Origin of the sequence: Mesorhizobium sp. NZP2077 (assembly GCF_013170805.1) — a bacterium.
Lineage (GTDB): Bacteria > Pseudomonadota > Alphaproteobacteria > Rhizobiales > Rhizobiaceae > Mesorhizobium.
Genome location: NZ_CP051293.1, coordinates 3,315,256 through 3,338,419 on the forward strand (window position 1 = coordinate 3,315,256; position 23,164 = coordinate 3,338,419).

Sequence of the window (23,164 nt, forward strand, 5' to 3'; positions counted from 1 at the left end):
TTTTGAGCATTGGGATCTGGGGGATTTGGGGATGAGCATGCGCGCTTTTGGTTTGTCTGTTGCGATGATTTTTGTGCTGGCTGCCGGTCAGGCTTCCGCCGCAGGCATCGACCTGTCGAAACCCTATGGCGACAAATATGGCTGCATCAACCGCAACGGCCAGGAAGTCGCCGCCGATCAGATGCTGCTTTTGACGGACAAGGAATTGATCACCGCCGCCAGCGCCTGCACGTTCTCGAAGACGGAGGCGCAGGCTGACGGATCGCTGGTGGTGACAGCGACATGCGAGGCGGAAGGCGAAGATGGACAGGAGCCGACCACGTTTACCATCAAGCACAGCGCCAAGAACGCCAAGAAGCTGACGATCACCGATGCTGACGGCAATGTGATGGGGGAAGTCTCGCGGTGCAAATGACGGCGATCCCGTCAGTCTCAGGCGACCAGCGCATCCAGTTCCGGCAGCAGGACGACGCTTTCCTGCTCGTTGGGATCGGTGCGGGCAATGACGGCCGAGGACGGGGCGTTGCTCAGATTGGCCGGCAGATGCGGCACGCCGGCCGGAATGTAGAAGAGGTCACCGGCCTTGACGACGATGTGGTTCTCGAGCCGGTCGCCATACCAGGTATGGACCTCGCCGGAGAGCACGTAGATCGCCGTTTCATGGTTCTCGTGCAGATGCGCCTTGGCGCGCGCGCCGGGCGGCATGGTGAGCACATGCATGCAGATGCCGGAAGAGCCGACCGACTCGGTGGCGATGCCGGCGAAATAAGTCAAACCCTGCTTGCCTTCATAAGTGCTTTCAGGGCGGATAAGATGACAAGTGGGTTTGGGCGACATCGGGGAACTCCGGGCGTCGATCTGAGTGGAACAAGACCAATGGGACTGGGCGAGTGGAAAACAACATCGCGATAAAAGCAATCGGAATCCGGCCAGCGCCGCAGGGGCGGGAACAGGCAGGCTGTAGCCGATGACCGGGACTTCGCCAGCCGTCGTCGCGGCAAGCAAACTGGGCCTCACCTTCCAGACCAATGATGGGCCGGTGCAGGCGCTGTCCAATGTCGACCTGACGATCGGCAAGGGGGAGTTCGTCTCTTTCATCGGACCGTCCGGCTGCGGCAAGACCACGCTGCTGCGCGTCATCGCCGATCTGGAGAAGCCGACCTCGGGCACGATCTCGGTCAACGGCATGACGCCGGAACAGGCGCGCGAGAAACGCGCCTATGGCTATGTCTTCCAGGCCGCCGCCCTGTTTCCGTGGCGCACCATCGAGCGCAATGTCGGCCTGCCGCTGGAGATCATGGGCCTGCCCAGGGCGGAGCAGGCGGAGCGCATCAAGCGCACGCTCGACCTCGTCAACCTCTCGGGCTTTGAGAAGAAATACCCCTGGCAGCTGTCCGGCGGCATGCAGCAGCGCGCCTCGATCGCCCGCGCGCTGGCCTTCGACGCCGATCTGCTTTTGATGGACGAGCCGTTCGGCGCGCTGGACGAGATTGTGCGCGACCACCTCAACGAGCAATTGCTGGAATTGTGGGGGCGGACGAACAAGACGATCTGCTTCGTCACCCACTCGATCCCGGAAGCCGTCTATCTGTCGACGCGCATCGTCGTCATGTCGCCGCGGCCCGGCCGGGTCAGCGACATCATCGAATCGACGCTGCCGAAGGAAAGGCCACTCGACATCCGCGAGACGCCGGAGTTTTTGGCGATCGCAGCGCGCGTGCGCGATGGCTTGAGGGCAGGGCACAGCTATGATGATTGAGGGCCCTGACAAGCGAGCGACTAACCACGCCTTCGTCATCCTAGGGCGAAGCAAGCGCGCAGCGGCTTGCGCAGACCCTAGGATCCATGCCGTGACATTAGCCGCAGGGCGCAAGCGGCTGAAAATACGCACCAAACACAGCGAGGCGCAGGGAGGTGTGTTCTGCACCGTTGCGGAGCACAGAGGTAACGGCATGGATCCTAGGGTCTGCGCCGCGTCGCTTCGCTCCTTGCTCCGCCCTAGGATGACGAAGAGAAGGGCAACCGGCCTTCGCTTCGCCCCGGCCACCCTCTCCCCGGCGGGGAGAGGAGAAGGGCAGCGCTAGATGGACACCTTTCGCGACAAGCTCGTTCCCGTCACCTCGATCCTCGCTGGCGTGGTCATCCTCTGGTACGTCTTCGCCGTCATTCTGAACACGCCGTTCCAGCGCGACCTCGACCGCCGTGCCAATGAGACCTCCACGTTCAGCCAACTCATAGGCAAGACGCTGTCGCAGCCCAAGCCGACGCTGCCGGCGCCGCATCAAGTGGCGGTGAACTTCTTCGAGAACACCTTTCTGCGGCCCATCAATTCGAACCGCAGCCTCGTCTACAATGCCTGGGTCACGCTGTCGTCGACACTGCTCGGCTTTGGCTTCGGCACCGCGCTCGGCATCATCATTGCGGTGGGGATCGTGCATGTGGCGACGCTCGACCGCAGCCTGATGCCGTGGATCATCGCCTCGCAGACCATTCCGATCCTGGCGGTGGCGCCGATGATCATTGTGGTTTTGGCGGCAGTCGGCATCACCGGCCTGATTCCGAAGGCGATGATCTCGACCTATCTGTCGTTCTTCCCGGTGACAGTGGGCATGGTGAAGGGCCTGCGCTCGCCCGAGATCATGCATCTCGACCTGATGCATACCTACAATGCCAGCGCCTCGCAGACCTTCTGGAAGCTGCGCGTGCCGGCCTCGGTGCCGTTTCTGTTCACCTCGATGAAGGTGGCGGTGGCGGCAAGCCTGGTCGGCGCCATCGTCGGCGAACTGCCGACCGGTGCGGTCGCCGGCATCGGCGCCAAGCTGCTCGCCGGCGCCTATTACAGCCAATCCATCGACATCTGGTCGGCGCTCGTCGCCGGCTCGATCGTGGCGGCACTGCTGGTCATGGTGGTCGGCATTGTCGGGCGCCTCGTCGACCGCGCCATGGGCGGGAGGCCGGCATGAACTGGCTGAAGCCTTCCTGGCAAGCGGTGCTAGCGATCGTGCTGTGCCTGATCGCGGTCGCGCTCGGCGCGATCGCCGCGCCAAAAGTGGATCCGCTGGCGCAGCCTGCCGGGACGTTGATCTATCCCTATGCGGCGACAAGCTGGCTGATTTTCGGCGCCCTGGTTCTCGCTGCTCTGATCTCCATGGCCAGAATACCGTCCATCGTCGAAGCTGCCGTGCTTTTCATCGGCGCGCATCTCGTGGCCTGGCTGCTGATCGGTGGCATCGCTGGCTTCGAAGGTCAGGCGCGGGCGCCGTATTTCCTGCTGCTCACGGCTGCCTGGCTGCTTGGCTGGCGTTGCGTCGCGGTGCTGTCGGGACTTCGCCCGATGGCGAACTGGGAACGGACCGCCCTTCGGCTCATCATCCCGGCCATCTTCGGCGCCTGGATCCTGATCATCTGGGAAGCGGTGACGCGGGGCGCCGGCATTCCCTTCATTCTGCTGCCGCCGCCCAGCGCCATCGGCACGCGCATCGCCAGTTCGCTGCCGGTGCTCGGCGCCGATGTGCGGCAGACGATCTTCAAGGCGGTGATCTTCGGTTATGTCGTCGGCAGCGGCGCCGGCTTCATCACCGCGGTGCTCGCCGACCGCGTGCCGTTCCTGCGGCGCGGGCTCTTGCCGATCGGCAACATGGTTTCGGCGCTGCCGATCATCGGCGTGGCGCCGATCATGGTCATGTGGTTCGGCTTCGACTGGCAGTCCAAGGCGGCCGTCGTCATCATCATGACCTTCTTCCCGATGCTGGTGAACACGGTCGCAGGCCTTGCGGCGTCAGGCCATATGGAGCGCGACCTGATGCGCACCTATGCGTCGGGCTATTGGCAGACGCTGCTGAAGCTCAGGCTGCCGGCCGCGGCGCCTTTCATCTTCAACGCGCTGAAGATCAACTCGACGCTGGCGCTGATCGGCGCCATCGTCGCCGAGTTCTTCGGCACGCCCGTCGTCGGCATGGGCTTCCGCATCTCGACCGAGGTCGGGCGGATGAACATCGACATGGTCTGGGCCGAAATCGCAGTTGCAGCACTTGCGGGTTCGGTCTTTTATGGCGTGGTCGCTCTTGTCGAAAGAGCCGTCACGTTTTGGCATCCCTCTGTCCGTGGTGGATAGGGCGGTGGGTTTAGGGCACTAACTTCAGAGGGTAGAAAAATGAAAAGACTGATTATTCCCGTTCTGGCCGGTGCGATGTCGCTGGCCGCGTTCCAGGCAATGGCCGCCGACAAGGTGACGTTGCAGCTGAAATGGGTCACACAGGCCCAGTTTGCCGGCTACTATGTCGCCAAGGCCAAGGGTTTCTATGAGGCCGAAGGCCTCGACGTCGACATCAAGCCGGGCGGCCCCGATATCGCGCCGGAGCAGGTGATCGCCGGTGGCGGCGCTGATGTCATCGTCGACTGGATGGGCGGTGCGCTGGCCGCCCGCGAAAAGGGCGTGCCGCTGGTCAACATCGCCCAGCCGTTCAAGAAGGCCGGCATGGAACTGGTCTGCCCGAAGGACGGCCCGATCAAGACCGAAGCCGACTTCAAGGGCCACACGCTCGGCGTCTGGTTCTTCGGCAACGAATATCCGTTCTACGCCTGGATGAACAAGCTTGGCCTGAAGACCGATGGCGGCCCGGACGGCGTCACCGTCCTGAAGCAGAGCTTTGACGTGCAGCCGCTGATCCAGAAGCAGGCGGATTGCATCTCGGTCATGACCTACAATGAGTACTGGCAGCTGATCGACGCCGGCTACAAGCCGGAACAGCTCACAGTCTTCAACTACTCGGCGATGGGCAACGACCTGCTTGAAGACGGCCTCTATGCGTCGGAAGACAAGCTCAAGGACCCGGCCTTCGCGGACAAGATGGTGCGTTTCGTGCGCGCTTCGATGAAAGGCTGGAAATACGCCATCGACAACAATGACGAAGCCGCAGGCATCGTCATGGATGGCGGCGGCCAGGACGAGAACCACCAGAAGCGGATGATGAGCGAAGTCGCCAAGCTGATCGACAATGCCGACGGCAAGCTCGATCCGGCGACCTATGAGCGCACCGCCAAGGCGCTGCTCGACCAGAAGATCATCACCAAGGAGCCGAAAGGCGCCTACACGACCGCCATCACCGACAAGGCGATCAAGTAAGCGGCGCGATCCGCGCTTCTGGCATGCGTTTGAAAAGGGGCGGGCGACCGCCCCTTTTTCGGTAGGCCGGTCACAAAAACGTGTGCGGGGAAACATTGCGCCGCCCAGCCGTTGCGTTGAAGCATGCGCGCGTCGGGGGACCGTGACCCATGCGACAAGCCAATCGGAGGTTCTTCATGCGCACACAGTCTTTTCTGCCTTTTCTGCCGGTATTTTCGGCGCTGGCCATTTCGACAGCTTTCCTGTTCGCGTCCCCGGCTATGGCCGAGGTGATAAAATACAAGGCAACGCTGGATGGCGGCCAGCAGAACCCGCCCGTCACCACCAAGGGCAAAGGCACGGCCACGTTCACTTTCGACACAACAAAGAAGAAGCTTAGCTGGAACGTCAAATATTCCGGCCTCAGCGGGCCGGCGACGGCCGCGCACATTCATGGCCCGGCGGCGATGGGCGCGAACGCCGGCCCTGTCATTCCGTTCAAGGGCAAGCTCAAGAGCCCGATCAAGGGTTCGGCCGAACTGACCGACGCTCAGGCCGCCGACCTGGCGGCTGGCAACTATTATGTCAACGTCCACACCGCCGCAAACAAGGACGGCGAGATTCGCGGGCAGATCGAGGCAGCGAAGTAGCGCGAACCGTGCCGAAAAAGGGGCGGGTAACCGCCCCTTTTTCGTCAGGCCTTGTCGCGGATCTGCGTCATCGTCCGGGTCGGCGTGATCGCTTCAGGATCGAGCCTGATTTCGACGATCGCCGGCTTGCCGCTGGCGCGGGCTCGCTCGAAGGCCGGCGCGAAGTCGGCCGTCTTCTCGACCGTCTCGCCATGGCCGCCATAGGCACGGGCCAGCGACGCGAAGTCGGGGTTTTTGAGATCTGTGGCGACGACGCGGCCGGGATATTCGCGCTCCTGGTGCATGCGGATGGTGCCGTAAATGCCGTTGTTGACGACGATGACGATGATCGGCAGGTCATACTGCACGGCGGTGGCGAATTCCTGACCGTTCATCAGGAAGCAGCCGTCGCCGGCAAAGGCGATGACCTCGCGATCCGGGTAAAGCGCCTTGGCGGCGACCGCGGCCGGTGTGCCGTAGCCCATCGAGCCGGAGGTCGGCGCTACCTGCGTGCCGAAGCGGCGGGAGCGGTGGAAGCGATGCACCCAAGTGGCGTAGTTGCCGGCGCCGTTGGTGAGGATGGCGTCGTCGGGCAGCACCTTTTCCAGATAGTTCATGATCGGGCCCATATGGACCGAGCCAGGGCCGCTTGCCGGCGGTGTCGACCAGTCGAGATAGGCGGCGTGCAGTTTGGTCGTCTCGTCCGCCCAACTTGGCGCCGAGCCCGGCTTGCGCTTGGCAAAGGCTTCGACGAAGGCGGAAGGCGAGGCGTTGATCGCCAGCGCCGGCCGGTAGACGCGGCCGAGTTCGCCGGCGTCGGCATGGACATGGACCAGCGTCTGGTCGGGATAGGGGCTTTTCAGCAGCGTGTAGTCCGAGGAAGGCATCTCGCCCATGCGGCCGCCGATGAGCAGGACGAGGTCGGCCTGCTTGATGGCGGTGGCCAGTTTCGGATTGATGCCGATGCCGACATCGCCGGCATAGTTCGGATGCAGATGGTCGAACAGCATCTGGCGGCGGAAGGAACAACCGACCGGCAGCGACCACGTTTCGGATATGGCGCGTATCCGAGCCACCGCTTGCTCGTCCCAGCGCGTGCCGCCGAGGATGACAAAGGGGCGTTTCGCGCCGTTGAGTATCTTTTCCAGCGCGTCAAGTTCGGCCTCGCCGGGATATGTCTCGACCGGCGTGTGTGGCAAGGCGGCCGGCGCTTCGACGATGCTTGTCAGCATGTCTTCCGGCAGCGAAATGACAACCGGCCCTGGGCGGCCCGATGTCGCCACGGCGAAGGCGCGGGTGACGAATTCGGGGATGCGCGAGGCATCGTCGATCTCGACCACCCATTTGGCGATGTCGCCGAAGAACCTGACGTAATCGACTTCCTGAAAAGCCTCGCGCTCCTTGGCGTGGCTGGCGACCTGGCCGATGAACAGGATGACGGGTATCGAATCCTGCATGGCGATGTGGATACCCGCTGAGGCGTTGGTGGCGCCGGGGCCTCGGGTGACGAAGCAGATGCCGGGCTTGCCGGTCAGCCGGCCCTGGCAGTCCGCCATCATCGCCGCACCGCCTTCCTGGCGGCAGACGATGGTGCGGATTTTGGAATCGTGCAGCGCATCGAGCACCGCAAGGTAGGATTCGCCCGGCACGCAAAAGATGCGGTCGGTGCCGTTCGCTTCCAGCGCGTCGACGATCAGTTGTCCACCGGTCTTCATTTCGCTGATCTCTCCAGTTCGGCAAGGATTTCGTCAGTGTGCTCGCCCAAGCGCGGCGAGGGGCGTTTATAGACCAGCGGTGTTTCAGACATCACCATCGGCGCGCGTACCGAGGGCAGAAGATTGCCGTGACCATCGTCGAGGTCGAGCCGCATGCCGCGCGCGATCGTCTGCGGGTCGGCGAACATCTGGCCGATCGTGTTGATCGGGCTCGCCGGCACGCTTGCCGCTTCGAGCTTTGCCAGCAGCGGATCCCGATCAAAGGTCTTCAGCGCCCCGATCATGCGCTCGCGCAGCTTGACCCGGTTGGCAACCCGCGCCGGATTGGTGGCAAAGTCGGGATTGGTCGACAGCTCATCCAGCCCGACGGCAGCGCAGAATTTGGCAAACTGGCCGTCATTGCCGACCGCCAGGATGATGTGACCGTCGCGAACCGGCACCACCTCGTAGGGCGCGATGTTCATATGCGCATTGCCCATCTGCACCGGCGACTTGCCGGAGACGAGATAGTTGAGGTTCTGGTTGCCGAGCGCCGAGATCTGCGTGTCGAACAGAGCCATGTCGATATGCTGGCCTTCGCCGGTCTGGTCGGCATGGCGCAGGGCTGCCTGGATGGCGATGACGGAATAGAGGCCGGTGAAGATGTCGGAGATGGCGACGCCAGCCTTTTGCGGCTCGCGCCCGACCTCGCCGGTGATCGACATCATGCCGGCCATGGCCTGGATGATGAAGTCGTAGCCGGCGCGTGGTGCGTAGGGGCCGTCCTGGCCAAAGCCGGTGATCGAGCAGTAGACAAGGCGCGGGTTGATCTTGCGCAGGCTGTCATAGTCGAGCCCGTACTTTTTCAGGCCACCGAGCTTGAAATTCTCGATCAGCACGTCCGACGTCGCGACCAACCGGCGGATGGTCTCGGCGCCCTCGGGCGTCGAGAAGTCGATGGCGATGGAGCGCTTGCCGCGATTGCAGGAATGGTAATAGGCGGCCGACAGATTCTCGCCGTCATGGCTCATGACGAAGGGCGGTCCCCATTTGCGGGTATCGTCGCCGCCATCGGGGCTTTCGACCTTGATGACATCGGCGCCGAGATCGGCAAGCAATTGCCCGGCCCATGGCCCGGCCAGGATGCGGGCGAGTTCGACGACGCGGACGCCTTTCAGGGGAGGTTCGGCCATAAATCACCAGAATTGGTCGGAACCGCAGCCTCTATCAACACCTTGTGCCGCTGTCACGGCCCTTGCGATGGGCCAAAGGGCCGGTTTGCGATGGTGGGTTCAACCGGTCATCGCAACACCTTCTGTAGCCTATCGGCCGGCGTTTCGAAGTCCAGGGTTTTTCGGGGTCGCTGATTGAGCCGCAGGGCGACGGCGTTGAGTTGGGCCTGCGAGACATGGGAGAGGTTGGTTTCTCTCGGGAAGTACTGCCTGAGCAGGCCGTTGGTATTTTCGTTGCTGCCGCGCTGCCAGGGACTTCGCGGATCGCAGAAGTAGACCTGTAGATCGGTTGCAACGGTGAAGCTCTTGTGCCGAGCCATCTCCTTGCCCTGGTCCCACGTTAGCGAGCGCCGCAACTCTTCGGGCAATGTGCCGATCGTCTGGGCGAGGGCCGCCACGACGGTGGCCGAGTCCCTCCTCGCCACCTTTACAAGCATCGTGAACCGGCTGTGTCGCTCGACGAGGGTGGCGATGTGCGTGTCGTTCGCCCCGGTGAGCAGATCACCCTCCCAATGGCCTGGGATGGCGCGATCCTCAGCCTCGGCGGGGCGCTCGCGGATGGAGATCATATCGAGTATTTGTCCTTGCCCCGTCCGGCTCTGTGCGCCTTTGGCGAGCCGCATCTGTCGTTTGGTACGCAGGTGCGCTGTTAGTTCCTTCTTGAGCACACCTCGCGACTGGATGAATAGACTGCGATAGATCGCTTCATGAGATATCCGCATGCTTGGATCGCCTGGGTACTCTCGCCTCAGCCAGCCCGCTATCTGCTCCGGGGACCATTGCAGCGCTAGCTTTTGCGCCACCCGCCACCGTAGCCGCCCAGAGCATGCCAGGCGACACCGCTTCGGGCGCAGCGCTCGCTCCCAAGCATACTTGTCGGCCCGGGTTGCACGATACGCTTGTGCACCGCCATTGCGCGAGATCTCGCGACATATTGTCGATGGGGATCGCCCGAGACTTCGTGCAATAGCGCGGATCGCAAGACCCGCCGCGATCCCGCGAGAGATCTCTTCGCGCTCCGCCAGCCCGAGCGCCAAGGCCGCTCTACGCCTAGCTGACGGAGCAATGCCGCCGTGTAAGGATACGATCCGTTGAACGCCGGTCTTGTTCCGGCGGTCCAGTGCCCGCGAGATCGACGAAATGCTCTGACCTTGCTTCCATCGCTCCCAAAGCTCGACCTTCTGCGCTGACGTAAACCAGATCCGTGACGTCACCATGCAACACCTCTTCATCCTCTCAGATTAAAGCGTGTTGCGACGACCGGTTGAACCCACCGATGGATAGGGGTCGTTATTTCAGAATGCCGTCGGCCCAGGCGGCGAAATCGTCCATGATGATGTCGCGGTTCAGCTCGTTCAGGCTTTCGTGGCGGGTGTCGGCGTAAACCTTTGAAACCAGATTCGAAAAGCCCATCTTGCGCATGCGGTTGGCGAGATGGGTGATGCCCTTGCCGTAGTCCGATGCAGGGTCCTTTTCACCGCCGATAATCGCGACGGGAATGTCGCGCCGGACGCCGGCAAAACCGGCATCCTTGCCGCCGTTCAGCGCCATCGAGACCACGTCGCGCCACATCGAGACAGAGGCATCCCAGCCGCATAGCGGATCGGCGATGTATTTCGCCACCTCGGCCTCGTCGCGCGACAGCCAGTCGAACAGCGTGCGGTGGTTGGGCACCGCCTTGCCCCAGGCCTGGAAGGTGAGCTTCGGTAGCAGGCGTGACGGGACGTCGGAGCCCAGCCGCATGCGTTCCCAGGCGAGAACGCCGAGCGCCACCTGTCCAAGCAGGCCTTGCGAGAAATTGCCGTTCCAGATCGCGGCGGCATGGATGCGGGGCGAATGGCCCAAAAGATAGTTCAGCGCCACCGACGCGCCCATCGAGTGACCGAAGAGGATGACCGGCAGGTCAGGGCATTCGCGGGCGATGAGATCATGGATGGCGTCGATATCGGCGATCACCTTGGCAGGACCATCCTTGTCGGCAAATCTGCCGAGCGGTGCGTCGGGAGCCCTGGTGGCGCCGTGGCCGCGATGGTCGTGGACATAGGTGTGGAAGCCGCGCGCAGAGAGAAAATCGGCAAAGCGGGCATAGCGCGCGGCATGCTCGGCCAGGCCGTGATTGATCTGGACGACGGCGCGTGGCTTGCCGTCAGCCTGCCTGACGAAAAGGTTGAGGTCGGCACCGGTCGGTGAGCGGACCATGCGTTGTTGATCAAAAGGCATGGCCGCCTGGTCTCTCCCTCATTTTATCGTTGTTGGCTTTGTTTGCGCCGGTGCCGGTTTGGCGTCAATCCACAGCAACTGCTTTTGCGCGACGATGTTTCTTGCGTTTGACCCGCAAAATATCGCAATTCTGACATGGAGACAGATACAGTCTGTCGCCCACTTTGTTCAGCCGGGGATTTCTCATGCGCATTGGTGTCGTTTTTGGATTGGCCATGCTGGCGATGTCGCTGGCCAATGCTGCGCATGCCGAGGTCAAGATGAGCGGCACCTTCGTTGCCGACGCTGCCTGTCCGGCAACGCAGGCGATCAAGAACGGCAAGAACCCCGGCAATGTCTCGACCGATGCCGGGCAGAGCTACCAGTTGCTTGCCGGCAACAAGGATGCGCCGACGCACTATCTGATCCTGGTGCCGGGCGCCGATCCGGAGCGCCGCTGGGTGAAGGTCACGTGCGGCCATCTGTCGGGCAGCAGTGCCGCGACGGTGCCGGCGGCACCTGGCGGACAAGGCAAGCCCGCCCCATCGGGAAAACCCGAATATGTCTTCGCCCTGAGCTGGCAGCCGGCCTTCTGCGAGACCAAGTCGAGCAAGGCCGAATGCAAGGCGCAGAACCCGAACGAGTTCGATGCCACCAACTTCACCTTGCACGGCCTGTGGCCGCAGCCGAACGGCAATTTCTATTGCCAGGTGGCGGCCAACGACAAGGCCAATGACAATCCGGCTCACTGGAAGGATCTTCCGTCCGTCAATCTCGATGCCGGCATCCGCAAGGAGCTCGACCAGGTGATGCCGGGCACGGCCTCGCAGCTGGAACGGCATGAATGGATCAAGCATGGCACCTGCTACGGCAAGAGCCAGCAGGAGTATTTTTCCGATGCGCTCGCCCTGATGCGACAGGTCAACGCCTCGCCAGTGCGCGATCTCTTCGCCAAGACCATTGGCGGCAAGCTGACGGCGGACCAGATCCGCGGCGCCTTCGACCAGGCTTTCGGCGCTGGGGCAGGGGACCGCGTGCGCGTTTCTTGCGTCATCGATCCTTCAAGCGGCCGGCGGTTGATCGGCGAACTGACGCTCGGCCTTGCCGGTCCGATCGGCCCGAACTCTTCGCTCAAGGACCTGCTGCTGGCCTCGGTGGCGACCAACAAGGCCGGCTGCCCAACAGGCACCGTTGACGCGATCGGGTTCCAGTAAGTGTAGTGTAGTCCGGTAACGGGCTGTCGTTGCGCCAAGGCGCGGTGTTATGGTGGGGCGACATCATTCAACGGGGGATGCGATGGGGGATGTGACAGGCAGTGCGCTGGCGCGGCTGGCTTTCTGGGCCAAGGGCATGGTTTCGATCAACAATGCCCGAATGGAATGGCCGGGCTTTTCCTATAACGATGCCGAGTGGGCGCGCATGCGCGCGCTGTCCGGGCCGATCGGCGCCGGCACTTATCAGTTGTTCACGATGGTCAACGCTGCGATCTTCATAGCCATCGCCGCGCTCGGCATTTTCGGCGTCTTCCTGCCGCTGGCGACATTGCTGTTTCCGATACCGGCGGAAACCAGCGCGCTGAAGTTCTCGATGCTGCTGGCCGCCTGCGCCTTCCTCATCATCGGGCTCGGCCTGCCGATCTCGATGCGCCTCTCGGCCATGCTGGTGGGCGGCAAGACTTTGCGCGCGGCGCTGGTGCCCGCTGCCGGCGATGAGGCGCTGGCGTCAAAAGTGTCCTGGCAAATCAACCGCATCATGCTGATCATGTGCGGCCTGCTGGTGCCGGGCATTCTTTTGTTCATCGCCTATGACATCCAGGCTGGGCCGATCATCACGGCGCTGAAATGGCTGGCGATCGTGCTGATGGCGGTCTCGACGTTTACAGGCATTGCGCGACAGAGAAAGTCGTAGTCGACAGAACTAGATCTGCGCCGACTTGGTCCAGGCAATGGCGGTGTCGGGCTCGTGGCCGCCCGGCTCGCCGACAACGCGGTCGCGTCCTGTCGACTTCGCCTTGTAGAGGCGCTGGTCGGCGAGCGCGAACAGGTCGGCAAGGCAGCGTGTCGTTTCGCTGACGGTTGAAACACCGGCGCTGACGGTCAGCTCGCAGCGGCTGGTCACGGTCGATGCCTTGACCGCGTAGCGGATGCTTTCGCCAAACAGCCTGGCGACTGGATGCGGACGCGAACTCAGGATGGCGAATTCCTCGCCGCCGATCCGGAACACCTGGTCCTCGGCGCTGGCCACTTCGCGAAGCAGGCTTGCGACCGCTTTCAGCACCTTGTCGCCCTCGGCATGGCCGAAGCGGTCGTTGATCGACTTGAAATGATCGACATCGATGATCAGCAGGCTGAGCGGCCTGGCGGTGCGCAGGCTGACCTCGACGGCTGCCTCACCGTCGGCGTCGAAGCGTCCGCGATGCAGCAGGCCTGTCAGGCCGTCGCGGCCGACATGTTCAACCAGCGCCTCATAGCGTTCGCGATAGGTCAGGGTTTCGAAGATGTCGGTCAGCCCACGGGGCAGTGGAATGTCGCGGGCCTCGAACCATCTGAGGTAGGCGACAAGCATGGCGCTGAAGGTCAGCGCCGCCGCCATCTTGGCGAACCAGCCGCCGAAGAAGACCGCGATCGGCGCGCCGGCGACGAAATGCAGGGCGGTGAAGAAGCCCGCCTGGTCGAAGGTCAGTACGCAGGCGACGCAAATCAGGATGCGCGCGAACTGCGCCTGGCGCAGATACCGCCCAAGCTTTTCATAGAGCAGGATGATCAGAATGGCATCGATGAACAGCAGCGTCGTGCCCCACACCATCAGCCAGCCCATCTCGTCGATGAAGCCGATGTCGGGCAGCCGGCCGTCGGGCAGCGGTGCGATAGCGTGCAGGCGCAAGAGCAGCACCAGCCCGATCATCAGTGCATTCCCGAGCAGCAGGCCGTAGATCGGCTGGCGCACGGTGGCGGCGTCCTCCTTGATGTAGAGCAGGAGCAACATCACCAACTTGCCTGAAAACAGCACCGCCGAGCCAGGCGAGACCAAGCCGAACGGCAGAGCGACGTAAAAGACGCTGGCGAGATAGGTTTCCAGGAAATGCATGACGCCGAGCGCGCAGACGAAGACGCCGAGGCCAATGCGCTTCCTGAAGCGGAAAAGCGTCACCATGATGCTGAAGTAGACGACCGCTTCGGCAAGGAGCAGGAAACTGTTCAGCACTGCCGTCGATCCGATCTCTCGCTCGAAATCGCGATAATCCAGCGATTCCACCCCGATCCTGTTTTGACGCGGAAGGGTTAACCGGAGATTTCCGCACGCCAGCAACTGGTGGAAAACTTAACGGCCGGCACACACTTGTCCGTGTGGAAGGCTTGATCTGGCAAAAGCGATTGCCGTTCGGCCCAGCATCGCCTACATAGCGGCCAACCTCCATTCAATCCGACAAATCCAGTCATTTTTCAGGGAAAAGCGCGCGTGGCACGCCAGTTCATCTATCACATGGCCGGCCTCAACAAGGCCTATGGCACCAAGAAGGTGCTCGAGAACGTTCATCTGTCCTTCTACCCCGATGCCAAGATCGGCATTCTCGGCCCCAACGGCGCCGGCAAGTCGACGATCCTCAAGATCATGGCCGGCCTCGACAAGGAGTGGAGCGGCGAGGCGTGGCTCGCCGAAGGCGCCACCGTCGGCTACCTGGCGCAGGAGCCGGCGCTCGACGCGAACAAGACTGTGTTCGAGAACATCATGGAAGGCGTCGCCGCCAAGACCGCCATCATCGAACGCTACAACGAATTGATGATGAACTACTCCGACGAGACGGCCGACGAGTCGGCCAAGCTCCAGGACGAGATGGACCGGCTGAACCTGTGGGATCTGGAACAGCAGGTCGAGATGGCGATGGAAGCCTTGGGCTGCCCGCCCAAGGATTCGGAAGTCACCAAGCTTTCGGGCGGTGAGCGCCGCCGTGTCGCGCTCTGCCAGCTTCTGCTGCGCCAGCCCGACCTTCTGCTGCTGGACGAACCGACCAACCATCTCGACGCCGAAACCACGGCTTGGCTGGAAAAACATCTGCGCGCCTATCCGGGCGCCGTGATGATCATCACCCACGATCGCTACTTCCTCGACAATGTCACCGGCTGGATCCTCGAACTCGATCGCGGCCGCGGCATTCCCTATGAGGGCAACTACACCAAATATCTCGAAGCCAAGGCCAAGCGCCTCAAGCAGGAAGGCCGCGAGGACGATGCCCGCCAGCGCGCCATCGGCCGCGAGCGCGAGTGGATCCAGTCGAGCCCGAAGGCCCGCCAGACCAAGTCCAAGGCGCGTATCCAGGCCTTCCAGGACCTGCTGGATGCCGCCGACAAGCGGCGCCCGAGCGACACCCAGATCGTCATCCCGCACGGTGAGCGGCTCGGCAATGTGGTGATCGAGGTCGACGGCTTGTCGAAGGGCTTTGGCGATACGCTGCTGATCGATGGACTGGAATTCAAGCTGCCGCCGGGCGGTATTGTCGGCGTCATCGGTCCGAACGGCGCCGGCAAGACGACGCTGTTTCGCATGATCACCGGCCAGGAAAAGCCCGATGCCGGCACGATCCGCGTCGGCGAAACAGTCAAGCTCGGTTATGTCGACCAGAGCCGCGACGCGCTCGATCCGTCGAAGACCGTCTGGGAAGAAATTTCGGGCGGCGCCGAAGTGGTCAAGCTCGGCAAGTTCGAGGCCAACACGCGTGCCTATTGCGCATCGTTCAACTTCCGCGGCGGCGACCAGCAGCAGAAGGTCGGCAATCTCTCCGGTGGCCAGCGTAACCGCGTGCACCTGGCCAAGATGCTGAAGACCGGTGGCAATGTGCTGCTGCTCGACGAACCGACCAACGATCTCGACACCGAAACACTGGCGGCACTCGAAGACGCGCTGGAAAATTTCGGCGGCTGCGCTGTCATCATCTCGCACGATCGCATGTTCCTCGATCGCCTGGCGACGCACATTCTCGCCTTCGAGGGCGACAGCCATGTCGAATGGTTCGAGGGCAATTTCGAGGATTATGAGCAGGACAAGATCCGCCGGCTCGGACCCGAAGCCGTCAACCCGCACCGCATGACCTACAAGAGGCTGACGCGGTAAGGGACAAACCGGGGCGGCGAATTCTCAAGGTGATATGAGGAGCTCAAATGGCTGATTGGTCGGCCGCCCAATATCTGAAATTCGAGGACGAGCGCACGCGGCCCGCGCGTGATCTCGTCGCCCAGGTGCCGGTCGATTTTCCGCGCCGGGTCGTCGACATCGGCTGCGGGCCGGGCAATTCGACCGAGCTTCTGGTCGAGCGCTGGCCGGATGCCGCGGTGAGCGGCTTCGACACCTCTCCCGACATGATCGAGAAGGCGAGGACGCGCCTGCCCAACGTGACCTTCGATCTCGCTGATGCCTCGACATGGCAGCCGGCAGAGCCGGTCAATGTGATCTTCGCCAATGCGGTGTTCCAGTGGCTGCCTGAACATCCGGCCGTGTTTCAGCGGCTGATGGGCTTTCTCGCCCCTGGTGGCGCACTTGCCATCCAGATGCCTGACAATATGGCCGAGGATTCGCACCGGCTGATGCGGGAAACCGCAGCCGAGGTGCCGTTCGCGGCAAAGATCAAAGGCGCGGCCCGCGCGCCGCTACCGCCGGTCTCGTTCTATTATGACTTGTTGTCGCCGCTCTCGGACCGGCTCGACATCTGGCACACCATCTACAATCATCCGCTTGCCGACGCCGAAGCGATCGTCGAATGGGTGAAGTCGACGGGGCTGAAGCCTTTCCTCGATCCGCTGGAAGCGGACGAGCGCAAGCTGTTCCTCGGCAGCTACACGGCCAAGATCGCCAAGGCCTATCCGAAGACCGCGAACGGCAAGGTGCTGCTGCGTTTCCCGCGGATATTCATTGTCGCCAAGCGGGCCGGCTAGGATATGTTGATATTCAGGTGATGCCGGCCTGCAAATGGCGGCTCCCTGCGCTTCCGGTGCTCACGTACGAAAAGTACGCTCCGCTCCGGTTCTCGGAAGCCACCATTTTCGGCGCGGCCTGACCTGAATCTCAACACACCCTAGGAAAGAATTATCCACTTCGCCCAAGCTCGATTGCGGCAGCTTGACCCGGTTTCGCGGCCATGGCCAACTCATCGCGTGGGGCCATGGTGGCCGAATGGCAGGGGGTGGATGATGACTTTGAAAAGATTGCTTTATGGGGGCGGCGTGTGCGCGGCGGCCCTTCTGGCATTCTCGGTTTCGGCCGAGGCCAAGCGGGCGCGCTGCTTCACCAGCGATGACGGTTATTTCGCGTGCAGCTACCGCGCGATCGATGATGCGGGCAGTTTCCGTATCTCGGCGCCGGGCTATCCGACCTATGTGCTGGAGATCGACGGACCGGGCTTTGCCTATGGTTATGTCAATCTCGGCCGCCGCAACGTGCCGTTGCCGGGACAGTTTGTGCGCAGCCGCGACGACGGCGCCTGCTGGAACAACCCGCAGACCAACACCAAGCTGTGTGCCTGGTGAGATCGGATTTAAGCCGGCCTAAGCTTTGGTTTAAGCCGGCGTAAACGGCCTGATGAGAAAAGTGTTGCGCCGAAGCGTTTCGGCGCCCACATGAAGCCGCAACGCCCGCGGATGGGACAGACTGAAACATGCATCGCGTCATCATCAGCGGCATCGGCGCTGAAATTCCTGAAGCTGTCATCACGAACGAAGAGCTGGTCGAGAGCTTCAACAGCTGGGTCGACACGGAGAACGCGCGGCGCCAGGGCACCGGCGAGCCCTTGCTGCAGAAGTCCGACAGCGACTTCATCGTTCATGCTTCGGGTGTGAAATCCCGTCATGTGATCGAGCGCGAAGGCATTCTCGATCCGACGCGGATGACGCCGCGCATTCCGGCGCGACCCGACGATACGCTGTCGCTGGAAGCGGAGTTCGGCATCGCCTCGGCCAGGAAGGCACTCGATCATGCCGGACTTGAACCGCCCCAGATCGACCTGATCATCTGCTCGGCCTCGCACCACCAGCGTCCCTATCCGGCGATCGCCATCGAAATGCAGGAGGCGTTGGGCACCACCGGAGCCGGCTTCGACATGGGGCTTGGCTGTTCTTCGGCGGCGGCGGCGCTGCATCTGGCGGTCAATCTGGTGCGCTCGGGCGCGCACAAGCGCATTCTGGTGACCACGCCGGAGATCATCACCGGCCACCTCAATTTCCGCGACCGGCAGACGCATTTCATCTTCGGCGACGCCTCGGTGTCGATGGTGGTGGAGGGACTTGCCCAGGGCGACAAACGGCCGGGGCGTTTCGAGGTGTTGGACACGCGCCTGTGGACGCAGATGTCGAACAACATCCGCACCAATCTCGGCTATCACACCCGGACCGCCCAGGATGATCCCTACATGATCAACCTGGAAGGCAATCTGATCAAACAGGTCGGCAACAAGGTGTTCAAGGAAGTCACCGTCGCCGGCCAAAAATTCATCGTCGAGTTCCTGGCCGAGCACGGGTTGACGCCGCAGGCCGTCCGGCGCTTCTGGCTGCATCAGGCCAATGCGCGCATGAATGCGATGATCCTGAAACTGTCGTTCGGCCACGATGTCGATCACGATCGTGCGCCGATGGTGCTGGAGCGGCTGGGCAACACGGCGGGTGCCGGCGCCATCGTGGCGCTGTCGGAGAACCATGCCGACATGAAACCCGGTGATTTCGGCTTGATCTGCGCCTTTGGCGCGGGGTATTCGATAGGCGGCGCGCTTATCAGAATGCTCTAGGCATATTGATATCGAGATGCTGGCCTGACAGGGCCATTCGGACTTTCGAAATCCACCCAGTCCGGCCGTTTCGCGCCTGTCTTCCATTCCCGTTCAGCCTGAACAGACCCTCAACACAGCCTGTGTTGGGGGCTTGCACCAATGCGATCTCGTCTCAGAAAGGAGAGTATCCAATGGTCGATGCCAGATGCAGTTGCGGCGCTCTCACGCTGACGCTTCCAGGACCATCAAGACTGGTTGTCGCCTGCCATTGTCTCGACTGCCAGCGCAGAACCGGCGCCCTATTTGGCGTCGGCGCCTTTTATCCGGTCGACGCCGTCGTCATCTCCGGAACCTCGAAAGAGTTCACCCGCGACGCGGCAAGCGGCGGCGAGGTGCACAGCTACTTTTGTCCCAACTGCGGCTCGACGGTCTATTGGAGAGCCGACCGGTTGCCGTCAATGATCGGGGTTGCCGTCGGTGCGTTGGCTGACCCGAAATACCCGCCTCCCGTCAGGTCGATTTTCGAGCAGTCGAAACATGGTTGGGTTCAGATCGACGGTGCTGTCGACCATTTTTGGCAAAGCAGCGCCGCGGGGAAATCGAGCTGAGCTGGCGTTCGCCGCATCGTGTCTGTCAGGCCGGTGTGAAGGGGACCAGCATCGGCACCCGCCGGGCATAATCGTCATAGGCGCTGCCGAGTTCGCCACGCAGGAAGCTTTCCTCGAGCCTTGCCTTGACGACGATGCCGATGATGAGCAGGGCGGTGCCTGCAATGCCCCAGACCGTACCCTTGGCCGCCATGGTGGCGAGGATGGCGAGCAGCAGTCCGGTGTAGATCGGGTGGCGGACGAGGCCGTAAGGGCCGGTGTCGACGACATGGTGAGCGGCCTTGGCGGTGACCGTGCCCGACCAGAGCCTGCCGAGATGCAGCCGCGCCCACCAAGCGAAGGCGATGCCGACGGCAATCAGCGGGACGCAGATCCAGGCCTCTGCGAGATCAGGCATCCAAAGCCTGAGCCGACCCTCATAGCCGTGCGTGGGAATGAACAGGAGCACCGCACCGGCCAGCCACAGAATCCGATAGCGGGCCTGCGCTTTGAATCCGACGCGCTTCTGCGCGGGGTCTGCCCATAGCGCAGCGGTGGCCCAGCTCACCGCCCAGATCAACCAAAGCAGCGTGATTGCCGTCACCGGCCGCATGAGAACCTCCGCCGACTGTCTGGCCATCACCATGAAGCGGGTGCAGCGCGGCAGCAATGCGGCGGAATCCGGAACCGGCTGCTGTTCCGGTAAGAAGATCGTGGTCCCTGCTCAATCACTCGAGCAGGTGAACATCCACTGCACGCCGAACGCATCGACCAGCATTCCGAAGCTGGTTCCCCAATATTGCCGCGCCAGGGGCACCGTGATCCGGCCGCCTGTGGCCATGCGGGAGAAAAGCTCGCGCATGGCGGCCAGATCGTCGAACTCCAGCATCATGGCGGAGCCTTTCATCGGCTCCGCATCGTCATTGTCGGAGGCATGGAACAGAACGCCGGGACCTTCGAAGCGCGCATGCAGGATCTTTCCGCGCATGGCTTCGGTTCGCACCGGCATGTCGTTGTCGCCCCAGCGCAGCAGGATTGTTTTCAGGCCAAGACCGCACTGTTCGTAGAAGGCCAGTGCCGGCTCGCAATTGGTGGTGAAGAACAGCGAAGGGGAGAGGCGCATCCTGTCTTTCCCTATCTGGTCAGTACGCGGCGGCGGTGGCGGCTGCGACGAGCGCGTCTCCGGTATATTGCCTGTCACCGATGCCCCAGCCGCCGTCGGGCGCGTTGACGATGTTGATCCAGGTGTTTTCGGGCCTGTGCTCGGGCACGCAGAGTTCTGCGACGATCCCGGAAGCGGCGTCGATGAAGGCCTTGCGGGCTTCGACCGAGCCAAGACCGATATTGGGCAATTTCAACTCGATCATGACCACAGGCCGGTTGGCGCCGCCGGCATAGATGTGGTGCGCCGGCAGGACGTGGACCGTGCCGCCGACAATGGCGGTGAAGAAGGAATTGCCGGTGGCGCCGGATGCTTCGATGAGGGCGGCACTGAGGCGCGGCAAGACCTCGCGCTCTCCGGCCTCTGTCAGTACGCCTTCCGGTGCGGTCACGGTGATTGGCATTTGGGCTCTCCTTATCCTCGGGCTGCACGGCCTTGTCGGAAGCTTCCGGCTTGCCATGTTTCGTATCAATTGTTACGTTATGTGAAACGTGCAAGTCAACAGGTTTCGTAGCGATCATTATGGATAATTTGGAAAAGCCGCGCGGCGGCCGGCCGCGAGCCTTCGACCCCGACCGGGCACTGGATGCGGCGATGCATCTGTTCTGGGAGCATGGCTATGAGGCGACGTCGCTTGCCATGCTACGCGAGGCGATGGGGCTGACACCGCCGCAGATCTACAATGCCTTCACCGACAAGGAGACTTTGTTTCGCAAGGCGCTGACACGCTACCACGAGACGGAGATTGGCTTTGCGCTGGACGCACTGAGTGCGCCGGTGCCGACCCGGGAGGCGATCCGGCGGTTGCTGATAGGCGCGGCGGAGGCCTATTCCAGACCCGGCAAGCCCGGCGGCTGCCTGTTCGTCAGCGGTGCGCTGGCGGCCTCGCCGCAGGCGCAAGCCATTGCGGATGAACTCAAGGCCTATCGCAAGGCAAGTGAAGCGGCGATTGCCGAGCGGTTGGCCAGGGGCAGGGCGGCGGGTGACCTGCCGGAAAACCTCTCCGTCGAAGGCTTCGCCAAATACCTGGCCGGCGTCATGAACGGCATGTCGATCCAGGCGCGCGACGGCGCATCGGTCGATGAGTTGCGCCTTTTGGCCCAAACCGCCCTTGCGGCCTTGCCGGACGAAGAGCAAAAACGGAGAGCTTGATTCAAGGACGGAACGCCATGCTGGATCTCTTTCCCGAGGCCGACAAGCCGCTCGAAATCATCGCGGCAAAGAAACTTACCGCCCGCGCGGCAGCGCTCTATGTCGCGCCGGCGGATCATTTCCAGACGCGTGCGGTGGAGGAATTTCGGCTGGGCTTCGACGGCATCTCAGGCGATTTCCATGCCGGACCGACGCGACGCTCGGGCGGGCGCGAACCCTGGTATCCGCGCGGCACCGAAATGCGCAACGAGCGGCAGCTGTCGATCGTCGCTGCGGATGAACTGGCCATTGTCGCCGAGCGGATGGGCTTGGCAGAGATCAAGCCGGAATGGATCGGCGCCAATCTGGTGATCGAAGGCGTGCCGCATCTGTCGATGCTGCCTTCCGGTACGCTGCTGTTCTTCAAGGGCGGCGCGACCCTCAAGGTCGACGCACAGAACGGACCATGCCGTCTCGCCGGAAGATCGATCGCCGAGAATTCTGGAATGGCCGACATTGAAGCCGGTGCGCTGCTCTTTCCCAAAGTGGCCAAACGGCTGCGTGGTCTCGTCGCCTGGGTCGAGAAGCCGGGAACGGTCAGAGCCGGCGAAGAGATTTCGGCGCGGGTGCCGGAGCAGTGGATTTATCAGGCGTAGCCGAGCGTTCTCATCGTGGCCTGAGGGCAGGGCTACGCCGCCCACTGAGCGGCGTAGCAGAAGCGCTAGGCCTCAGTCCTTGCGGTTTTTCTTCGCGCCTTGCGCCATGACCGAAACGTGGTCCCACTTGTCCCAGGTGGCGAGGCGGTTGGCGTATTCCTGGCGGATCATCGGCAGGCCGCCGTCGCCGAAGAACACGCGCAGCGGCGGCTCGGCGGCGTCGACGATGGCCAGCATCGCCGGACCGGTGGCCTCGGGATCGCCGGCGACTGAATTGGCGCGGCGCTCGGCCATCTTGGCGCGGGCAGGCGCATAGGCCTCGATCGGTTTGGAGACCTTGGCGGAGGCGCCGGACCAGTCGGTGGAGAAGCCGCCCGGCTCGACCAGCGTGACATGGATGCCGAATTCGGCGACCTCGATGCTGAGCGACTGGCTGAAGGCTTCCAGCGCCCATTTCGAGGCATGGTAGAGGCCGAGCGAGGCAAAGGCGTTGACGCCGCCGATCGACGAGATCTGGATGATGTGGCCGGAGCGCTGCGCCCGCATGATCGGCAGCACGGCCTGCGTCACCCAGAGCGCGCCGAACACATTGGTTTCGATCTGGTCGCGGGCTTCCTGCTCGCTGACTTCCTCGATGGCGCCGAAATGGCCATAGCCGGCATTGTTGATGACGACGTCGAGCCGGCCGAAGTGCTTGTGCGCCTCGGCGACAGCAGCATCGACGGCTTTCTTGTCGGTGACGTCGAGCTTTATCGCGGCGATGTTGTCGCCATATTTCGCGACCAGATCGGCGAGCGTGCCGGCGTCACGGGCGGTCGCGGCAACGCGGTCGCCACGCGCCAACGCGGCCTCGGCCCAGACGCGGCCAAAACCCTTCGACGATCCGGTGATGAACCAAACCTTGTTTGTCATGATGTGGAATCCTTGCCCCTGCGGGCGCAATTTTGGATGAAAACGGAGGCTTCTCCGCTTTCACGCATATACGGCCTGTCGCGTGATTTTCCAGCGGCGCGGGGAAAT

General features: G+C 62.7%; 25 protein-coding genes. 15 read left to right on the forward strand and 10 right to left on the reverse strand.

Annotation, left to right across the window (positions count from 1 at the left end; genetic code table 11):
* The first annotated feature begins 37 nt into the window (after nucleotides 1-37).
* Nucleotides 38-415 carry a hypothetical protein gene (locus tag HGP13_RS16410; protein WP_172227267.1) on the forward strand — a complete coding sequence of 126 codons (378 nt, stop codon included), beginning with the start codon at nucleotides 38-40 and terminating at the stop codon, nucleotides 413-415.
* A gap of 17 nt (nucleotides 416-432) precedes the next feature.
* Here the strand turns inward: HGP13_RS16410 and HGP13_RS16415 are convergent, their stop codons facing one another.
* Complete coding sequence (locus HGP13_RS16415; protein WP_172227269.1) at nucleotides 433-837, reverse strand: cupin domain-containing protein; 405 nt, start codon at nucleotides 835-837, stop codon at nucleotides 433-435.
* Nucleotides 838-967: 130 nt separating this feature from the next.
* On the opposite strand from HGP13_RS16415, the gene HGP13_RS16420 reads away from it, so the two are divergent.
* The 5 genes from HGP13_RS16420 (at nucleotide 968) to HGP13_RS16440 (ending at nucleotide 5,754) form a co-directional block, all read left to right on the forward strand.
* Nucleotides 968-1,759 (forward strand): ABC transporter ATP-binding protein, encoded by a 792-nt coding sequence (locus tag HGP13_RS16420; RefSeq protein WP_172227271.1) that lies wholly within the window; start codon nucleotides 968-970, stop codon nucleotides 1,757-1,759.
* A gap of 325 nt (nucleotides 1,760-2,084) precedes the next feature.
* Complete coding sequence (locus HGP13_RS16425) at nucleotides 2,085-2,963, forward strand: ABC transporter permease (protein WP_172227273.1); 879 nt, start codon at nucleotides 2,085-2,087, stop codon at nucleotides 2,961-2,963.
* Nucleotides 2,960-4,114: an ABC transporter permease gene (locus HGP13_RS16430; protein ID WP_172227275.1), complete on the forward strand. Its 1,155-nt coding sequence runs from the start codon at nucleotides 2,960-2,962 to the stop codon at nucleotides 4,112-4,114. The genes HGP13_RS16425 and HGP13_RS16430 overlap by 4 nt, the downstream gene beginning before the upstream one ends.
* 39 nt (nucleotides 4,115-4,153) lie before the next feature.
* On the forward strand, nucleotides 4,154-5,125 hold the full coding sequence (locus HGP13_RS16435; protein ID WP_172227277.1) for an ABC transporter substrate-binding protein: 972 nt from the start codon (nucleotides 4,154-4,156) through the stop codon (nucleotides 5,123-5,125).
* Nucleotides 5,126-5,301: 176 nt separating this feature from the next.
* Complete coding sequence (locus HGP13_RS16440) at nucleotides 5,302-5,754, forward strand: CHRD domain-containing protein (protein ID WP_172227279.1); 453 nt, start codon at nucleotides 5,302-5,304, stop codon at nucleotides 5,752-5,754.
* 44 nt (nucleotides 5,755-5,798) lie between these two features.
* Here the strand turns inward: HGP13_RS16440 and HGP13_RS16445 are convergent, their stop codons facing one another.
* The 4 genes from HGP13_RS16445 to HGP13_RS16460 form a co-directional block, all read right to left on the reverse strand.
* On the reverse strand, nucleotides 5,799-7,448 hold the full coding sequence (locus HGP13_RS16445; RefSeq protein ID WP_172227281.1) for a thiamine pyrophosphate-binding protein: 1,650 nt from the start codon (nucleotides 7,446-7,448) through the stop codon (nucleotides 5,799-5,801).
* Entirely contained in the window at nucleotides 7,445-8,620 is a 1,176-nt protein-coding gene (locus tag HGP13_RS16450; protein ID WP_172227283.1) for a CaiB/BaiF CoA-transferase family protein, read from the reverse strand. The genes HGP13_RS16445 and HGP13_RS16450 overlap by 4 nt, the downstream gene beginning before the upstream one ends.
* A gap of 107 nt (nucleotides 8,621-8,727) precedes the next feature.
* The gene (locus HGP13_RS16455; RefSeq protein ID WP_172227285.1) at nucleotides 8,728-9,891 is read right to left on the reverse strand and encodes an IS30 family transposase; all 1,164 of its coding nucleotides are present in this window, start codon (nucleotides 9,889-9,891) and stop codon (nucleotides 8,728-8,730) included.
* A gap of 58 nt (nucleotides 9,892-9,949) precedes the next feature.
* Nucleotides 9,950-10,879, reverse strand: coding sequence for an alpha/beta hydrolase (locus HGP13_RS16460; protein WP_172227287.1), 930 nt, complete (start codon nucleotides 10,877-10,879; stop codon nucleotides 9,950-9,952).
* A 185-nt stretch (nucleotides 10,880-11,064) separates the two neighbouring features.
* Between HGP13_RS16460 and HGP13_RS16465 the strand changes: the two genes are divergently transcribed.
* Entirely contained in the window at nucleotides 11,065-12,072 is a 1,008-nt protein-coding gene (locus HGP13_RS16465) for a ribonuclease (RefSeq protein WP_172227289.1), read from the forward strand.
* A gap of 82 nt (nucleotides 12,073-12,154) precedes the next feature.
* Complete coding sequence (locus HGP13_RS16470; RefSeq protein ID WP_172227291.1) at nucleotides 12,155-12,766, forward strand: hypothetical protein; 612 nt, start codon at nucleotides 12,155-12,157, stop codon at nucleotides 12,764-12,766.
* 9 nt (nucleotides 12,767-12,775) lie between these two features.
* On the opposite strand, the gene HGP13_RS16475 is transcribed toward HGP13_RS16470, so the two are convergent.
* Complete coding sequence (locus HGP13_RS16475; protein WP_172234743.1) at nucleotides 12,776-14,062, reverse strand: GGDEF domain-containing protein; 1,287 nt, start codon at nucleotides 14,060-14,062, stop codon at nucleotides 12,776-12,778.
* A 255-nt stretch (nucleotides 14,063-14,317) separates the two neighbouring features.
* Between HGP13_RS16475 and ettA the strand changes: the two genes are divergently transcribed.
* The 5 genes from ettA to HGP13_RS16500 all read left to right on the forward strand — a co-directional run bounded on the left by ettA (nucleotide 14,318) and on the right by HGP13_RS16500 (nucleotide 19,216).
* Nucleotides 14,318-15,967, forward strand: a complete 1,650-nt coding sequence (ettA, locus tag HGP13_RS16480) for an energy-dependent translational throttle protein EttA (protein ID WP_172227293.1) — start codon at nucleotides 14,318-14,320, stop codon at nucleotides 15,965-15,967.
* Between the two features lie 47 nt (nucleotides 15,968-16,014).
* Complete coding sequence (gene tam / locus HGP13_RS16485) at nucleotides 16,015-16,785, forward strand: trans-aconitate 2-methyltransferase (protein ID WP_172227295.1); 771 nt, start codon at nucleotides 16,015-16,017, stop codon at nucleotides 16,783-16,785.
* Nucleotides 16,786-17,040: 255 nt separating this feature from the next.
* Nucleotides 17,041-17,376, forward strand: a complete 336-nt coding sequence (locus HGP13_RS16490; RefSeq protein WP_027045940.1) for a hypothetical protein — start codon at nucleotides 17,041-17,043, stop codon at nucleotides 17,374-17,376.
* A gap of 128 nt (nucleotides 17,377-17,504) precedes the next feature.
* The gene (locus tag HGP13_RS16495; RefSeq protein ID WP_172227297.1) at nucleotides 17,505-18,626 is read left to right on the forward strand and encodes a beta-ketoacyl-ACP synthase III; all 1,122 of its coding nucleotides are present in this window, start codon (nucleotides 17,505-17,507) and stop codon (nucleotides 18,624-18,626) included.
* A gap of 173 nt (nucleotides 18,627-18,799) precedes the next feature.
* Nucleotides 18,800-19,216 (forward strand): GFA family protein, encoded by a 417-nt coding sequence (locus HGP13_RS16500; protein ID WP_172227299.1) that lies wholly within the window; start codon nucleotides 18,800-18,802, stop codon nucleotides 19,214-19,216.
* Nucleotides 19,217-19,241: 25 nt separating this feature from the next.
* On the opposite strand, the gene HGP13_RS16505 is transcribed toward HGP13_RS16500, so the two are convergent.
* From HGP13_RS16505 to HGP13_RS16515, 3 genes are read right to left on the reverse strand one after another with little or no spacing between them, the layout of a single operon-like run.
* The gene (locus tag HGP13_RS16505; protein WP_246707412.1) at nucleotides 19,242-19,865 is read right to left on the reverse strand and encodes an isoprenylcysteine carboxylmethyltransferase family protein; all 624 of its coding nucleotides are present in this window, start codon (nucleotides 19,863-19,865) and stop codon (nucleotides 19,242-19,244) included.
* A 54-nt stretch (nucleotides 19,866-19,919) separates the two neighbouring features.
* Nucleotides 19,920-20,318 carry a glyoxalase/bleomycin resistance/extradiol dioxygenase family protein gene (locus HGP13_RS16510; RefSeq protein ID WP_172227301.1) on the reverse strand — a complete coding sequence of 133 codons (399 nt, stop codon included), beginning with the start codon at nucleotides 20,316-20,318 and terminating at the stop codon, nucleotides 19,920-19,922.
* Between the two features lie 19 nt (nucleotides 20,319-20,337).
* Complete coding sequence (locus HGP13_RS16515) at nucleotides 20,338-20,760, reverse strand: hypothetical protein (RefSeq protein WP_172227303.1); 423 nt, start codon at nucleotides 20,758-20,760, stop codon at nucleotides 20,338-20,340.
* 119 nt (nucleotides 20,761-20,879) lie between these two features.
* On the opposite strand from HGP13_RS16515, the gene HGP13_RS16520 reads away from it, so the two are divergent.
* Complete coding sequence (locus tag HGP13_RS16520) at nucleotides 20,880-21,509, forward strand: TetR/AcrR family transcriptional regulator (protein ID WP_172227305.1); 630 nt, start codon at nucleotides 20,880-20,882, stop codon at nucleotides 21,507-21,509.
* A gap of 17 nt (nucleotides 21,510-21,526) precedes the next feature.
* Nucleotides 21,527-22,144, forward strand: coding sequence for an MOSC domain-containing protein (locus HGP13_RS16525; RefSeq protein WP_172227307.1), 618 nt, complete (start codon nucleotides 21,527-21,529; stop codon nucleotides 22,142-22,144).
* 72 nt (nucleotides 22,145-22,216) lie between these two features.
* Here the strand turns inward: HGP13_RS16525 and HGP13_RS16530 are convergent, their stop codons facing one another.
* Entirely contained in the window at nucleotides 22,217-23,056 is an 840-nt protein-coding gene (locus HGP13_RS16530) for an SDR family oxidoreductase (protein ID WP_172227309.1), read from the reverse strand.
* Nucleotides 23,057-23,164 lie beyond the last annotated feature (108 nt).